Consider the following 15,619-nt stretch of genomic DNA (forward strand, 5'->3'; position numbering starts at 1 on the left):
GCGCCACGATGGCCGTCATCAACGCATCGCCGCCCAGCTAAAAGGCCTGAGTCCGACTCTATATCGGACTCAGGCCTTTTTCATGCTGCCCGGCTTTTAATGTCAACTTCCTTGTGGGCAGTTCAAGTAGACGGGCTTTTCATTGTTGCCAGGGCCACGGATCACGCCGCCTGGACAGCCTCGCTTTCGATCTGCGTCGCGGCACCATTGGTCAGGTGACGGTTGACCGCGCTGAGTACGGCGCGGAACGAGGCGGTGACGATATCGCGATCGATCCCGACGCCGAAGCCGGTTGCGGAGTCTCCGACGCGCAGTTCAACATAGCTGGCGGCGCGGGTATCCGTGCCGGTGCCGATAGCGTGTTCGTGGTAATCCATGATGCGCACCGGAATATCCAACGCATTCACAAAGGCCGAGATCGCACCATCACCCGAGCCCGTGACGACGCGGCGTTCGCCGTTGTAGTCGAGTTCAACCTGAATGTTGAATTGCTTGCCTTCACCGGCAGACGGATCGCCCTCGATGCGGTGACGCACCAGTTTCCAAGGCGTATGTTGTTCGAGGTACTCGCGGTTGAAAATCGTGTGAACGTCGTCGGCCGTGACTTCGCGGCCGGTTTCATCGGTGACCCGTTGGATGGCGCGGCTGAATTCGATTTGCAGGCGGCGCGGCAAGACCAGGCCGTGTTCCTGCTCGAGCAGGTACGAGACCCCGCCCTTGCCCGATTGGCTGTTGACGCGGATGACGGCGTCGTAGCTGCGGCCGAGGTCGGCCGGGTCGATAGGCAGATAGGGCACTTCCCAAACGGCATCGGCTTGCTGTTGAGCAAAGCCCTTTTTGATGGCGTCCTGGTGCGAGCCGGAAAAGGCCGTGAATACCAGGTCGCCGGCATAGGGATGGCGCGGGTGCACGGGCAACTGATTGCAGTACTCGGCGCAACGGCGCACTTCATCGATATCGGAAAAATCCAGGCCTGGGTGCACGCCTTGGGTGTAGAGGTTCAGCGCGAGCGTGACCAGGTCCACGTTACCCGTACGTTCACCGCTGCCGAACAGGCAGCCTTCGATACGATCGGCGCCGGCCATCACGGCGAACTCGGCGGCGGCAACGGCAGTGCCGCGGTCGTTATGCGGGTGCACGCTGACGATGATGCTGTCACGGCGAGCCAGGTTGTTGTGCATCCACTCGATCTGGTCGGCGTACAGATTCGGCGTGGTCGCCTCGATCGTTGCGGGCAGGTTCAGCACCATTTTGTTCTGCGGCGTGGCGCCCCAGGTCTCGGCCACGGCGTTGGAGACTTCCAGTGCGAATTCCGGTTCGGTGGTGCTGAAGACTTCGGGAGAGTATTCGTAGCGCCATTGCGTTTCCGGATACTTGGCCATGTGTTGCTTGATCAATTGCGTACCGGTGACGGCGATTTGCTTGATCTCGTCTTTGCTCATGTTGAAGACGATCTTGCGAAAGGCCGGGGCGCACGCGTTGTACAAGTGCACCATGGCTTGCTTGGCGCCAGCGGCCGATTCGACCGTACGGCTGATCAGGTCTTCGCGTGATTGGGTCAGGACGATGATGGTGACGTCATCGGGAATGCGTTTTTCGTCGATCAGCTTGCGTACGAAATCGAAATCCGTTTGCGAGGCCGACGGAAAACCAACTTCGATTTCCTTGAAGCCGATCTTGACCAGTTGCTCGAAGAAACGCAGCTTGCGGTCGATGCTCATCGGTTCGATCAACGACTGGTTGCCGTCGCGCAAATCGGTGCTCATCCAGATGGGCGGCTGCGTGATGCGGCGGCTGGGCCAGGTGCGTTCAGAAAAATCACGCGCGAACGGAGCAAACGGTACGTATTTGGTAGCGGGGTTGGCAAGCATCATTACACCTTGATCAGTAGTCCCGAGGGTGGCGGGATAAAGTATTTCCGGTTTTTGTTACCGGCATGCTCTGTTCGGCTGGTCAGGGTTCTAGGCCTGGACCGTCAGTGGACCGTGGATGGGTCGACTGGAATCAATAAATGAACAGAGAAAAAACTTGTGGCGTACGAGGCTGCCGAGCTACCACAGGCGCGAGGCCCGGCAACCGATCGGTAGGTGTAGCGATAGCGCGAGGGGGGAAATACGAGCGCGCAGGCCGGCACCCGGTGCGCTGAAGCGTCCGGAGGCAATCGCGAGGGGGATTCGGATATCGGCCATAAGTCGCTAGTCAAACACATTTTTGGCCAAGATGCAACGGACACGGGCGCAATGAGCTCAAAAAGACGCATGCGGCGCTTGCAGCGCGCTCCTCAGCCTGGTGGTGGATAAGCCTCTCGGATTTGCCACGGACAGGCCGCCCGTGGGCTGATCTGCCGGGGGGCATCCTTGGGTGTCAGGGCGAAAAAAATCGCCTCGAGAGGCGATTTTTCTAAATGGGCGACGCCGCGTACTACAGGTTGGGTTCGATGCGTCCCGAGGCCGGGCGCGTCTCGGCGGTGGCCGCCGGTGTCGTCAGGACGGCGGCCTGGGCGGGCGCTGCAGACGGTGCACTCGTAGCGGGCTGGGAACGTGTCGCGGCAGCCGTTTGACCGTCAAGAATGTTGCCTTGCTCTCGGACCAGATCGATCTTGTCGATGCGGCCATGGCGCAATTCGATATGCGCCTGGCGCAAGTCGCCGAGCGTAAAGGGCTCTTCGCGATTGCCCCAGACCCAGCGCAGGACATTGATGACTTCGTCGCAGAGCTGGGCAGTCAAGGCGGACAGATCCCTCGGGGCGACCGGTTTGGCGCGCGCGGCGTCAATGTCTGAGGCCACCCAGGCGCGTACTGCGAAAAATACAATCAGTGACCAGATGACGACGACACCCCACCATAGGTAGGGATTGACGCGCGTCAATAGGTCGATCGCCTGCTGGCCAAAAGCCTGCAAGCCCTCAAAGCTCAGGCTGCGGCCAAAATCCAGCAACCACGAGGCGACTAATAGCCATATGATGGCGGCGATGACCAGCACCACCCCCCGGACTATGAGTCGAGGCAGCGCTAATTTCAGCAGCGTTTGGCCGATCAGTCGGCGATCTTGGCGTACGCGTTCGGGCGAGGCGGCATTCATCATGCAAAATATTGTACCTATGACTCGGCCCGCATTAGAACTTCGTACTGGTCAACATTTGACGTTGACCCCTCAACTGCAGCAATCTATCCGATTGTTGCAGCTTTCGACGCTGGATTTGCAAGCCGAAATCTCGCAGGCTTTGGCCGATAACCCAATGCTGGAGCGCAGCGAAGAGCGGGCAGAGGCCGAGCCAGAGGCGCCTGCGGAACGCGAAACGTCGATGGATGACGAATCTCTGCGCGACACGGAGCCCCGTGCAGAGGAAATGCCCGGTTCGGGAGGCGTCTATCCGGATGATCGTATGGACGGCCCTGATCGCGCGCACAGCGATACTTTACGTGAGCACTTACTTTCTCAGTTAGGCCTTACCCGAGCTGGAAGCCGCGATGCCGCCCTGGTGGCTTTGCTGATCGATGAACTCGATGACAACGGTTATCTCGGGTCGCCTCTGGAGGAAATTCTGACCTGGATACCGCCTGAGGCCCAGGCGGATCTGGACGAGTTGCGGGCGGCGCTGACGCTGTTGCAATCATTCGACCCGCCCGGGATCGGCGCCCGGGATATGGCGGAATGCCTGGTGTTGCAATTACGCAACCCTGACGTGCAACATTTGCGCGAGGCCGCCGACCCTGCAGTGCTGGCCTGTGCCCGTCGCCTGTGTGCCGAGCATTTGCCGTTGTTGGCCACCGGCAATGTGACGCGGCTGCGCGATGCCCTGCATTGCGATGAGGCAACCGCGCGTGCGGCGCAGGTCTTGATTCGGAAACTGGACCCCCGCCCTGGCCGCGCCTGGACGGTGCCCGCCGCCGATTATGCGGTGCCGGATGTGATTGTGCGCAAGGCCCGCCAGGGCTGGCTGGTGGTGCTCAATACTGCGGCTGTCCCGCGTTTGCAGGTCAATGCGCTGTATGCCCAGTTGCTGGGCAACCAGCGTGAGGCCAGCCATGCAGGCCTGCATGCCCAGTTGCAGCAGGCACGCTGGATGATCCGCAATGTGGAGCAGCGCTTTGACACGATCCTGCGTGTGGCGCAGGCCATCGTGGCGCATCAGACCGCGTTTTTCAGCGAAGGCCCTGCCGCGATGCGCCCCTTGATCCTGAAGGATATTGCCGCAGAGCTGGGCTTGCACGAATCCACCATTTCACGGGCGACGACGCAGAAATACATGCTGACCCCGTTCGGGACCCTGGAGCTGAAGCATTTCTTTGGAACGGGGGTGGCGACGGACGGTGGCGAGGTGGCCTCGGCAACGGCTGTCCAGGCCGTGATCCGCCAGATGGTGGCCGACGAAGACCGTGGCAAGCCTTTGTCGGACAGTCAGCTGACAAAACGCTTGGCCGATCAAGGTATCGTGATTGCGCGCCGCACGGTGGCCAAGTACCGCGAGGCCCTGCGGATTGCACCTGCCAGCCTACGCAAGGCGCACGCGGCACGGTAATCCGGTACCCGCGGCGTTGTGAGCCCGCCAAAATGGGTTTCCAGGCCAAGCCGGGTGGAGATAGTTTTGTCCCTATTTTTCAATGACTTGGGGACAGCGGATTGCAGTTTGATCCGCTTGCTTTTGCGAGAATAAATCACGATAATTATTCTCATGTACATTTGCATATGTAATGCCGTCACTGAACGCCAAGTTCACGCCGCCGTCGACGCGGGCGCTACTACATTGTCCGATTTGCAGTTTGAATTGGGAGTAGCCTCGTGCTGCGGTTGCTGTGCAGAGATGGCTCAAGAATATCTGCCAGGTGGCCGCTGTTCCAGCGTGTGTCAGGGCAAGTCGATGGCCGTGGATCTCACGGCCTCTGCTCCCATGGTCGACGCCCAGCCCGCTGCCAATAGTTTCCCGATCACGCTGGTTGCCGCAGCCTGAGCCGTTGCGCCGTGGTGCGGGCGAGCGGCGCCTGTAGGTAGCCTGCTTCGTGGCAGCAGCGTGCAGGCGCGTGCGTTGTAGTTCTCCAACATCATGCCTTGTCGAGATTTGAGCCGATTTGTCTTCGTACGGCGCTCATAATTCGATATTCGGCGTGCATTTTCTCCCCGGATTTTCGTCATCGGCTTGCTTCAATGGCAAGCCTGGCGTCACGCTATGTGCGGATAGTCCGAAACGCATACTCATTCTCATTTTGTTGTCGCTTTCGGATTGCGCTCGCAAAGCCATTTATCAAATGCAGCGCGGCTCTAGCCCTGACCCTGCCAGCGGTGTTAGCCTGCGATCGTTGCATACGCGATAAGGCGTACGCAGGGTCGCGGGCGCCGCGTCCCGGGATCGTAAGGAGTACACCATGAAAGGCGATAAAACCGTCATCCAGTTTCTGAACAAGCAACTGACCAATGAGCTGACGGCCATCAATCAATACTTCTTGCATGCCCGCATCTTGGGGCATTGGGGCCTGAAGAAGCTGGGCAAGCACGAATACGAAGAATCGATCGGCGAGATGAAGCACGCCGATCGTTTGATCGAACGCATCTTGATGCTGGACGGTCTGCCGAACTTGCAAGACCTGCACAAACTGCTGATCGGCGAAGACGTTCCCGAGTTGCTGGCCTGTGACCTGAAGGTCGAGCAAGGCGCGCAAGCTACCGTGAAAGAAGCCATCGCTTACTGCGAGTCAGTGCGTGATTACGTGTCCCGCGACCTGTTCCAGGACATTCTGGACGATACCGAAGAACACATCGACTATCTGGAAACCCAGATCGAGCTGATCGACAAGGTCGGCTTGCAGAATTACCTGCAAAGCCAGATGGAAGTCGAAGGCTGATTCATTTCAGGCGGCGTCGATACGCTGACGCCCGCATTGCCGCTGTGTTGAGCCCGTACAGACCGGCTGGTCTGTACGGGCTCAATGCATTTGAGGGCCAGTCGTGTACATCGCCACTGCCTCATTGCCACTCAGGCCGTCAGAGGCCCTTATCGTTCAGGGCTTGACGATATGCCAGACCTCTTTGACGTTGTCGCCAGTTTTGTCGCCCGGATTTTTGTCTTTCACGAACAGGTACAGGGGCTTGCCTTTGTAGGCCCATTGTTTGGCGCCATCGTCGCGGGTGATGATGCTTAGATCGCCTTGCGCTTTGGCATCGGCGGAGGCCATCACGGGTGGCCAGGCCTTGGCGCACTGGTCATAGCAGGCGCTCTTGCCATCTGTGTCCTTGTCGAAGGTGTAGAGCGTCATGCCGGCGTTGTCGACCAGCATGCCGTCCTGGGTCTTGACTGCCTGAGCGTGGGCGCTGGCCGAGAACAGGGCGGCGCAGGAAACGAGCAGGGTTGCAGCGATTCGAGTGTGCATGGCGTGTCATCCAGTATGAGAAAAGGGGACTGCTTGCTATAGACGTCGCTGGCATCTACTTTATTCCACTTCCGATAAAAAATAAGCAATGAAAAGAGCCCCCCACGCTCAATGCCGGTTAGTTAAGCGCTGACTGGCATCTTTTATCGGTGTTGGTGTTGTTGTGGGCGTTTGCTGCTCGTGGTTGTCTCTCTGAAGGCGTCCCTGTCACGTGCCTGGGCGTGGTGCCGGGCCTATCGCACGGACTCGGCCCATGACCAGGGGCCTCGGTCCGCTGCGCGGACTAAATCCGTGCTCAACGGCCCGGCGCCACGCCCAGGCACGCGACAGGGACTCATGATGAGGGAATGCAACGAGGGCTGATGGCCATCAGCGGTTTTTTGAAACCGACTTTGGCAATGCGATAGATTGACCTATGCGCCGAGTCCTATTGACGCGCCGGACACTCCGAGATGGTGCCCCAGGCGCGATTCGGGCCACAGTACTTGTTGCGGGCGTTCCAGGAGCACGTGGGGCGTTGGAAGAAGCCCTCGTTGGCGCATTGGGCCAGTTCTCGTTTCAGGGCGTCCTGCCAGTGGCCGGCAGGCGCAGGAGCCGCGCCTTGTGGTGCGGCGCTTGGCGCGGTGTTTGCCGCGGTGACTGCATAGCCGTCCTGATTGGCGGGTGGTGGCGCGGTGGTCGTCGGCGGTAGCGCTTGCAGGTCCAGCGTGGTGACGTCGGAGGTCCCGGATGGCAGCGGCACGTTGGACGTCGCCGCGAGCTGGCGAGCCTCGTCCATGCTGATGTTGTCACGGGATATCTGTATCGACGGGTCCTTGGTGGTCTCGAACAACGAGACCATCGGTACCGCCCAACTCGAGCCGTTGGGTTTGTCAGGGACGCCGAGACTGCCGTCCACCCGAGGCTGGGGCGGTTGGGCTACATAGGGGCGACCATTGGCGTCCAGGATGGGTTCTTGAGACGCCAGGGCTTCTTGGCCCGGTGCAGCCGAGGCTTTGGGGGCGTGTGCAACCAGCCAATCACCTAGTTGGATTCCACCCCACGCCGCGGCGCCCAGTGCCAGCAGAAGCGTCGCGATTAATACTCGCCAAGACATTGCTACCCTCATTTTTGCGGCGCCCTGTTCAGTTTAAGCATGACTACCAAAGACCTGGCCACCGTGCTCGCGCATGGCGTGGAATTTCACATCCGGATACAGGTCCTCGGCCACGCGCAGCTGAGCAGGCGAACCAATCAAAAAAGCCGCCGCATCAACCACATCATAGGCGATGTGCGCCGCGTTGGCATCCATGAACTTGCGCAGCGCGCGTGGATTGTCTGACGTGATCCACCGGGCCATGGTGTAGCGCGACGGTAACATCCGGGCTTCGACGCCGTATTCGGTTTTCAGGCGATGGGCGACGACCTCAAACTGCAGTTGACCGACTGCACCGAGCAGCAGCGTGCCGCCAGCCGCCTCCGGGCGAAAGACCTGAATCGCGCCCTCTTCGCCCAGTTGGGTCAGGCCGATGCGCAGCTGTTTGGTGCGTAAAGGATCTTTGACTTCAACAGCCTGGAAGAGTTCAGGCGCAAAGAACGGTAAACCCGTAAACCGCAGGCTCTCGCCTTCGGTGAGTACATCGCCCAACTGTAATACGCCGTGGTTCGGGATGCCGATGACGTCGCCGGCATAGGCCTCGTCCAGCAATTCGCGGCGCTGGGACAGGAACGACACCACGTTGTTGGGCCGCATTTCCTTGTTGGTGCGGGCGACCTTCAGGCGCATGCCGCGCTCAAAGCGTCCTGAGCTGACGCGTACGAATGCCACGCGGTCGCGGTGGGCGGGGTCCATGTTGGCCTGCACCTTGAATACGACGCCGGTGAATTTGGGCTCTTGAGGCTCGACCAGGCGTTCCAGCGCCTGGCGCGCGCCGGGCGCGGGGGCTTGTTCGACCAACGCATCCAGGACCTCCTGGACACCGAAGTTGTTGATGGCCGAGCCGAAAAATACGGGGGTCTGCTTGCCGGCCAGGAAGGCGTCGCGGTCAAAGGCCGGCGCCGCCTCTTGGATAAGCTCGATTTCGCCGTTGGCCTGCTCGAAGGCGGAGCCGAAGCGTTGGGCGATTTCCGGGTTGGACAGTCCATTGATGATGTCGTCGTCGTCCGAACGGCGCTCTTGGCCGGGGCGGAAGACGCGCATACGATCGCGGCGGATGTCGAATACGCCGCCAAAGGCCTTGCCCATGCCCACCGGCCAGGAGAACGGCACGGCGTCCATGCCCAGATGGCCCTCGATCTCGGAGAGCAGCTCCAGGGGCTCGCGGACTTCGCGGTCCATCTTGTTGATGAACGTGATGATGGGGGTGTTGCGGGCGCGGCATACCTGCAGCAACCGGATGGTTTGCGGCTCTACCCCGTTGGCAGCGTCGATCACCATGAGCGCTGCGTCTACCGCCGTCAAGACCCGATAGGTGTCCTCGGAGAAGTCTTGGTGGCCCGGGGTGTCCAGCAGGTTGATGACGCAATCGCGGTATTCCATCTGCATCACGGACGATGCGACCGAAATGCCGCGCTGTTTTTCGATTTCCATCCAGTCGGACGAGGCGTGGCGCGAGGCCTTGCGAGCCTTGACGCTGCCGGCGATCTGAATCGCGCCTGCGAATAGCAGGAGCTTTTCGGTCAGCGTGGTTTTGCCCGCGTCCGGGTGGGAGATGATGGCGAAGGTACGTCGCCGGGCGACTTCTTGGGAAATATTCATGATTGATGCGATTTTACTGACGCGAATCGTACGCCGGTAACCGGCCCTGTTACATAGGCTTTGTTACGTGTGACGACGAAAAGTGGCCAGGAAGGCGCCCGCCACGATGAAGAGAGAACCGAAGATGCGGTTCATCCAGCGAATATGGCGAGCACTGCGCAGCAGGCGTAGGACCTTGGCGGCCAACAGGGTATAGACGCCCATGGCGACCAAGTCGGTGAATACCAGTGTCCCGGCCAGGGCCAGGTACTGCGGCGTCAGCGATGCCGCAGGGTTCACAAACTGGGGCACCACGGCCAGCAGGAAAACCGTGCCTTTAGGGTTCATCAGATTGACCAGGATGCCACGCAGCACCAGATCGCGCACGGAAAAGTCGGCGGGGTTGCCGGCATCGACGGCGACCGGCGCCGCATCGGTACGAATCTGGCGTATGCCTAGATAGACCAGATAGGCTACCCCCAGGTATTTCACGATCGAGAAGGCGAGCTCGGACGTGGCCAACACCGCGCCCAGGCCCACCGCAACAATCACGAACTGCGCCATGATCCCGATGATCAAGCCCACAGTGTTCCAGTACCCGCGTGCAAAACCGTATTTCAGGCCCGAGGTCATGGCCGAAATGGCGCCCGCGCCCGGCGAGAAGGAAATAGCCCATGAGGCCACAAAAAAGGTCAGCCAGGTCGAGAGCGTCATGATGATTTACAGACAGAATGACACGGGTGAAAGGAACAAGAGGGTGATATTACTTGCCCAGCAACGCTGCGCGGGGTGCACCGGCAGAGCGATTGGACCCGGCAGCGGGGCGGCCAGCGCCTGCGGGACGGCCCGACGGACGGCCGTTGCCCTCGGTGCTGCGGGGACCTTGCGATTGCGGGCGGCTGTCTTGGCGATGGCCGCCGGCTGGGCGGTCGCCGCGAGCGGCTGACGGTTGGCGTGGATTACCTGCCTGGCTCTGACCTGCCGGGCGGCCTGCTCCCGCGCCATGCCGAGGTGCTAGCCCCGCGCCGCGGCCTGTGCGGTGTTCCGCGCCGGTGCCGCCATGAGGCTCGCCACCATTGCGTGTGGCACGAGATTCGCCATTTGCGCCGCGAGCGTCGTTGGCGCGATGGCTGCTCGTACCGGCCCCGCGGCTGCCGCCTGGACGTTGGCCGCCCTGGCGTTGCTCGCCACGCGGGCTGCCTTGGCGGCGCGGTTGGCGCGAGTCTTCGTCGCGTTCTTGGCGGGCGTAAGCGGCAGCGGTGTTGCCGGCGGACGGCGTCCAGCCCTTTACGGGCAGGCGCTCGATGGTTTTGCCGATCAGGCGTTCGATGCCCTTGAGCAGTTTGATTTCGCTTTGATCGACCAGCGAGACCGCCGCACCCGTCGCTCCTGCCCGGCCCGTGCGGCCGATGCGGTGCACATAGTCCTCGGGAACATTCGGCAGCTCGAAATTCACGACCTGTGGCAATTGATCGATATCCAGGCCGCGCGCGGCGATATCGGTGGCCACCAGGACGGCCACGTTGCCGTCCTTGAAGCCAGCCAGGGCGCGCGTGCGCGCTGCCTGGCTCTTGTTGCCGTGGATGGCGGCGGCGCTCAGGCCGTCTTTCACCAGTTTTTCGGCCAATCGATTGGCACCGTGTTTGGTACGAGTGAAAACCAACACTTGGTACCAGCCGCTTTCGCGGATGATGTGGCTGATGAGGTCGCGTTTGTGATGTTGTTCGACCAGGTGCACGGTCTGCTTCACCAACTCGGTCGCGGTATTGCGCGGGGTGACGGAGACTTCGCCGGGATTGTTCAGGACGCCGCGGGCCAGACCCCGGATCTCGTCCGAGAATGTTGCCGAAAACAGCAGGTTCTGGCGTTGTTTGGGCAGCAGCGCGAGGACTTTGCGGATATCGCGGATAAAGCCCATGTCCAGCATGCGGTCGGCTTCGTCCAGCACCAGGATCTCGACGCCGGACAGATCCACGGTTTTCTGGCCGCAGTGATCCAGCAGGCGGCCGGGCGTGGCCACCAGGATGTCCACCGGCTTTCTCAGCGCGCTGATTTGCGGATTGATGTTGACTCCGCCAAACATCACCATGGAGGTCAACGGGGTGTGTTTGCCGTAGGTCTGCACGGATTCGGCGACCTGCGCGGTGAGTTCGCGCGTCGGGGTCAGAATCAGGCAGCGCGGGCGGCCCGCGCTTTTCAGGGCGGGCTTGTTTTGCATCAACAGATGCAGGATGGGCAGCGTAAAGCCGGCGGTCTTGCCGGTGCCCGTCTGGGCTGCAGCGAGCAAATCGCCGCCTTTCAATACCTGAGGAATGGCTTGCGCCTGAATCGGGGTGGGTGCGGTGTAGCCGGTTTCGGCGATGGCACGCAAAAGGGGATCAGCCAGCCCGAGGTCGGCAAAAGAAACAGTGGCAGTCAAAACAACTCCAGCAACAGCCAGTCGCTCTAGTTGAGAGACTCCAATCCAGGCGGTCGAATGAGGAGATAAAGGAAAGGCCCGGCTCGTGTCGGGCCTGGCGTGGCGGCCTAGCGCCAGCGATGTGTGCTGATTGGCTAAGCACACGGCGCGTATTGTAGCCCATGCCCAGGCGGTTTCGCGTAACAAGAGATAGGGGACGTTACACCGCGCCCTGGGCAAAGCAGGCTCAACCTGCTGTAATGTCCCTCTCTTTGTTGAAAGGATTGAGACGCGATGAACATCCCCCGTTGGCTGGGTCTTTCTTGGTTGGCGTTGACTGCCGCTTTGTTGTCGGGCTGCGGCTACAACAGCATTCAGGCGGCAGACGAGGAGGTCAATGCCTCGTGGTCCGAAGTCCTGAACCAATATCAACGGCGTGCCGACCTCGTGCCGCAGTTGGTGAAATCCGTCGATGCCTATATGACGCACGAGCGCGATGTGCTGACCCAGGTGACTGAGGCGCGCAGTAAGGTCGGCACCTTGCAGATTTCTGCGGATCAACTGGATGACCCCGCTGCGCTGGAGCGTTTTCAACAAGCGCAGGGTCAGTTGACGTCCGCGCTGTCGCGTCTGATTGCCGTGTCTGAAAATTATCCGCAGCTCAAGGCGGATGGCTTGTTTCGCGATCTGATGACGCAACTCGAGGGTACGGAAAACCGTATTTCGGTGGCGCGCGGCCGGTATGTGAAATCGGTGCAGGCGTATAACGTGCTGGTGCGTCAGTTCCCTGCCGTGATTACTGCCAAGGTGTTCGGCTATGCGCCCAAGGCCAATTTCACTGTCGAGAACGAGGCGGCCATTTCGCAGGCGCCGAACATCCAGTTCAGCAACCAGGCTCCGTCTTCTGCCCCGGCAACGACTGCGCCTGCCCCGGCTCAGTAAGCCGGTGATGGCAAATCTCGTGTCGTTGTGTATGGTCTGGCGCAAACATGAGTCCTGGTTCGCCCGCGGGTGGGCGTTGATGCTGTCCGGCATGCTGGTTGGCATGCCGGTGAGCGCGCAGGTCGCGCCGGCCGCGCAGCATGATGCTGTGCCCCCTGTAATACGGACGATTCCGCCTGTTTCATCGGCAGCACCTGGTACGGGAACGGCCCCCGGTGTTCCCCTTGCACCCGCGCCAGAGACGCCGGCGTCTACGCCATCGAGGGCGCCGACGGCTTCGCCAGCCGATGGCTCGACAATGGATGCTCCCGCCGGCGTGCCGACGTTGCAGGCACGTGTCACAGATTTGACGGGCACGCTGGATACGGCACGCCGTCAAGGGTTGGAGCAACGCCTGGCAGCACTGGAACAACGCAAGGGTGCGCAGGTCGCCGTATTGATTGTGCCGACGACGGCGCCGGATACGATCGAGCAATTTGCCACGCGTGTGTTCGATGCCTGGAAACTGGGGCGCAAAGGCACCGATGACGGCGTGTTGCTGATCATGGCCAAGAATGACCGCACATTGCGTATCGAAGTCGGCTATGGCTTGGAGGGCGCCATTCCAGATGCGATCGCGGGCCGCATTATTCGCGAACAGATCGTGCCCCGCTTGCAGGCGGGTGATTACGCTGGGGGCATCGAGGCCGGCGTTGCGGCGATCGAGAAATTGGTCGATGGAGAGACGTTGCCTGCTCCGTCGGCGCAGAGCAATTCCGACGAATTCATGTTCAGCGGTTTCGATGTGTCGGAAATGGGTTTGGCGTTTGTGTTGGGAATGATTGTCTTGGTGTTGGGAGCCTCTACTCTGATCGCAGGATTGGGGGCGGCTGTCGCTTCATGGTTTGTTTTCGGCACGTGGTGGGCTGCCATCGCGGGTGGTGTGGCGGGCCTGTTGCTGAGCGGCGTGCTGGGGGTATTGGGGGTCAAACGCCTGTTTCGGGAATGGCTCGGCCGGGGTGGCGGTGGAGGCGGCGGGGGTTTTGGTGGTGGATTTGGGGGTGGCCGAGGGGGCCGTGGCGGTTTCGGGGGCGGTGGCGGATTTCGTGGGGGCTTCGGGGGCGGCGGGGGCCGCAGCGGTGGCGGGGGCGCTTCGGGGCGTTGGTAGGCTATGCCGTCGTTGCTTTGGGGGCGCTCTGTTGGGTTCTTAAGACGTCCCGGGCGCGTGCCGGCCTGCTGCGCCGGGCCTATCGCACGGACTCGCCCCGTTAGCAGGGGGCTCGGCCTCGCTGCGCGAGGCTAAATCCGTGCTCTACGGCCCGGCGCAGCAGGCCGGCACGCGCCCGGGACTCGCGATTGAGATGAACAACGGATGCTGGTTCAAAGGCGGCGGGTATGGACTTTGTCTGGCGGGCTGGCGAGTTTGTGAGATCGTCGATGTGTCGGCTGCAGGTGTGTGCTCTCGGGCAATCGTGTCAGACGGTGGTTGCCTCGATCTCCAGGGATTCCCGGGACATGGCTTGTAATTGCGGCATCAGGTTCAATAGGTGGCGGGTGTAGTCGTGCTGCGGGGTCTTGAATAGGGTTTCGGTGTCTGCGACCTCTAGTAGTTCTCCGTGACGCATGACGCCTACACGGTCGCACATCTGGCGGATGACCGGGAGGTCGTGGCTGATGAACAGCATGGTCAGGCCCAGTTGTTCCTGCAGGTCTTTGAGCAGATTCAGGATCTGCGCCTGGATGGATACGTCCAATGCCGAGGTAGGCTCGTCGCAGATCAGAAAGCGCGGGCGTGTTGCCAACGCGCGGGCGATACATATGCGTTGGCGCTGTCCGCCGGAAAACTCGTGTGGATAGCGGGGCGCAGCGTTCGTGCCGAGTCCGACTACATCGAGCAAGTCGGATACAACACTACGCACCTGTGTTTCGTTATCGGCCAGTTTGTGAAATCGAATCGGCTCTGCGACGATGTCGAGTACGCGCATGCGTGGGTTGAGCGATGAAAACGGGTCCTGGAACACCATCTGGATTTGGCGTCGAAAGGCGTTCATACGTTTTTCGTCTTTTAACGCGGTGAGGTTGGTGCCATTGAAAGTCACGGATCCGCTGCTGGGGGTATATAGCCCGCTGATCAATCGTGCTACGGTCGATTTGCCTGAGCCCGATTCGCCTACCAGGCCAAAGACTTCGCCCTGTGCAATGGATAAGTTGACTTGCTTGACGGCATCCAGCGTGCGGCGATTGCGCGCCAGAAAGGCGCTTTTGAGCACGAAGCGCATGCCGATGTCTTGCACCTGCACCAGTGGCCCATCGGTACGTTCGCCAAAATCACGCCGTTGGCCTAACCAGTGCGTGGCCACGTCCATCGGTTTGACCGGAGTCTTGACGTCTTCGATGTAGGTCACCAAGGGGAAACGCCGCAGTTTGATATCGGGGCGAGGAACGGCCGATATCAAACTGCGTGTGTAGGCGTGATCGGGGTTGCCCAGGATTTTTGCGGTGGGGCCATGCTCGACCAGTTTGCCGCGATAGAGCACGGCGACACGATCGGTGATGTCTGCGATCACGCCCATGTCGTGCGTGATGATGATCATGCCGACCTGTTTTTCTTTACATAGCTTGCGCAGCAGATCGAGGATCTGGGCTTGAATCGATACGTCCAGCGCCGTGGTGGGTTCGTCGGCAATGATGATCTCGGGTTCGCAGCACAAGGCCAGCGCGATCACCACACGTTGACGCATTCCCCCCGAGAACTGATGCGGATACTGTTTGACGCGCAGTTCTGGCTGGTCGATGCCGACTTGCCTGAGCAGATCAACCGCACGTTGTTGAGCTTGTGCGTGGCTTAAATCCAGATGCACGAGCATGGTTTCCACTAACTGGCTTTCTACGGTTTGCAACGGGTCCAGCGATGTCAGCGGGTCTTGAAAGATCATGCCGATGCGACGTCCTCGCACTTTGCGTTTTTCGGATTCGGACAAGGTATCGATGCGTTGTCCATCCAGATGCACCTCGCCGCCGGCCAGGCGGCCTGGATATTCCAACAGGCCGATGACGGCGTTGCCAATGGTGGATTTTCCCGCGCCGGACTCCCCGACCACGCCGAGAATTTCGCCACGATCCAGCGAGAGCGATACGCCATCGACGGCGACCAGGGTACCGCGCCGGCTGGCGAATTCGATGCGCATGCGGGCAATATCAAGTAATGCCATGACAGTC

At 60.7% G+C, this 15,619-nt stretch carries 13 protein-coding genes; 5 read left to right on the forward strand and 8 right to left on the reverse strand.

Features of this window, described 5'->3' with window-relative positions:
- Positions 1 to 161: 161 nt before the first annotated feature.
- Together leuA and ACYVI2_RS15435 are read right to left on the reverse strand one after the other, a co-directional pair.
- Entirely contained in the window at positions 162 to 1,874 is a 1,713-nt protein-coding gene (leuA, locus tag ACYVI2_RS15430; RefSeq protein ID WP_415822186.1) for a 2-isopropylmalate synthase, read from the reverse strand.
- Positions 1,875 to 2,421: 547 nt separating this feature from the next.
- Positions 2,422 to 3,084: a hypothetical protein gene (locus ACYVI2_RS15435; protein WP_415822185.1), complete on the reverse strand. Its 663-nt coding sequence runs from the start codon at positions 3,082 to 3,084 to the stop codon at positions 2,422 to 2,424.
- 16 nt (positions 3,085 to 3,100) lie between these two features.
- Here ACYVI2_RS15435 and rpoN point away from each other — a divergent pair, with 16 nt between their 5' ends.
- From rpoN to bfr, 3 genes are all read left to right on the forward strand, one after another.
- The gene (rpoN, locus tag ACYVI2_RS15440) at positions 3,101 to 4,522 is read left to right on the forward strand and encodes an RNA polymerase factor sigma-54 (RefSeq protein ID WP_460490339.1); all 1,422 of its coding nucleotides are present in this window, start codon (positions 3,101 to 3,103) and stop codon (positions 4,520 to 4,522) included.
- A gap of 135 nt (positions 4,523 to 4,657) precedes the next feature.
- Complete coding sequence (locus ACYVI2_RS15445) at positions 4,658 to 4,951, forward strand: (2Fe-2S)-binding protein (RefSeq protein WP_415822206.1); 294 nt, start codon at positions 4,658 to 4,660, stop codon at positions 4,949 to 4,951.
- Between the two features lie 412 nt (positions 4,952 to 5,363).
- Entirely contained in the window at positions 5,364 to 5,840 is a 477-nt protein-coding gene (gene bfr / locus ACYVI2_RS15450) for a bacterioferritin (RefSeq protein ID WP_415822182.1), read from the forward strand.
- A 156-nt stretch (positions 5,841 to 5,996) separates the two neighbouring features.
- On the opposite strand, the gene ACYVI2_RS15455 is transcribed toward bfr, so the two are convergent.
- The 5 genes from ACYVI2_RS15455 to ACYVI2_RS15475 form a co-directional block, all read right to left on the reverse strand.
- Positions 5,997 to 6,365, reverse strand: a complete 369-nt coding sequence (locus tag ACYVI2_RS15455; RefSeq protein ID WP_415822181.1) for a COG4315 family predicted lipoprotein — start codon at positions 6,363 to 6,365, stop codon at positions 5,997 to 5,999.
- 427 nt (positions 6,366 to 6,792) lie between these two features.
- Positions 6,793 to 7,473 (reverse strand): hypothetical protein, encoded by a 681-nt coding sequence (locus ACYVI2_RS15460; RefSeq protein ID WP_415822180.1) that lies wholly within the window; start codon positions 7,471 to 7,473, stop codon positions 6,793 to 6,795.
- Positions 7,474 to 7,494: 21 nt separating this feature from the next.
- Entirely contained in the window at positions 7,495 to 9,102 is a 1,608-nt protein-coding gene (locus ACYVI2_RS15465) for a peptide chain release factor 3 (protein ID WP_460490322.1), read from the reverse strand.
- A gap of 63 nt (positions 9,103 to 9,165) precedes the next feature.
- Positions 9,166 to 9,795, reverse strand: coding sequence for a LysE family transporter (locus tag ACYVI2_RS15470; RefSeq protein WP_094824058.1), 630 nt, complete (start codon positions 9,793 to 9,795; stop codon positions 9,166 to 9,168).
- A gap of 49 nt (positions 9,796 to 9,844) precedes the next feature.
- The gene (locus ACYVI2_RS15475) at positions 9,845 to 11,500 is read right to left on the reverse strand and encodes a DEAD/DEAH box helicase (protein ID WP_415822178.1); all 1,656 of its coding nucleotides are present in this window, start codon (positions 11,498 to 11,500) and stop codon (positions 9,845 to 9,847) included.
- 273 nt (positions 11,501 to 11,773) lie between these two features.
- On the opposite strand from ACYVI2_RS15475, the gene ACYVI2_RS15480 reads away from it, so the two are divergent.
- Both ACYVI2_RS15480 and ACYVI2_RS15485 read left to right on the forward strand, forming a co-directional pair.
- Entirely contained in the window at positions 11,774 to 12,421 is a 648-nt protein-coding gene (locus tag ACYVI2_RS15480) for a LemA family protein (RefSeq protein WP_415822176.1), read from the forward strand.
- 7 nt (positions 12,422 to 12,428) lie between these two features.
- Entirely contained in the window at positions 12,429 to 13,568 is a 1,140-nt protein-coding gene (locus tag ACYVI2_RS15485; RefSeq protein ID WP_460490323.1) for a TPM domain-containing protein, read from the forward strand.
- A 307-nt stretch (positions 13,569 to 13,875) separates the two neighbouring features.
- Here ACYVI2_RS15485 and ACYVI2_RS15490 read toward each other — a convergent pair whose 3' ends face one another.
- On the reverse strand, positions 13,876 to 15,612 hold the full coding sequence (locus ACYVI2_RS15490) for a dipeptide ABC transporter ATP-binding protein (RefSeq protein ID WP_415815154.1): 1,737 nt from the start codon (positions 15,610 to 15,612) through the stop codon (positions 13,876 to 13,878).
- Between the last annotated feature and the right edge of the window lie 7 nt (positions 15,613 to 15,619).

The organism is Bordetella tumbae (genome assembly GCF_054780995.1).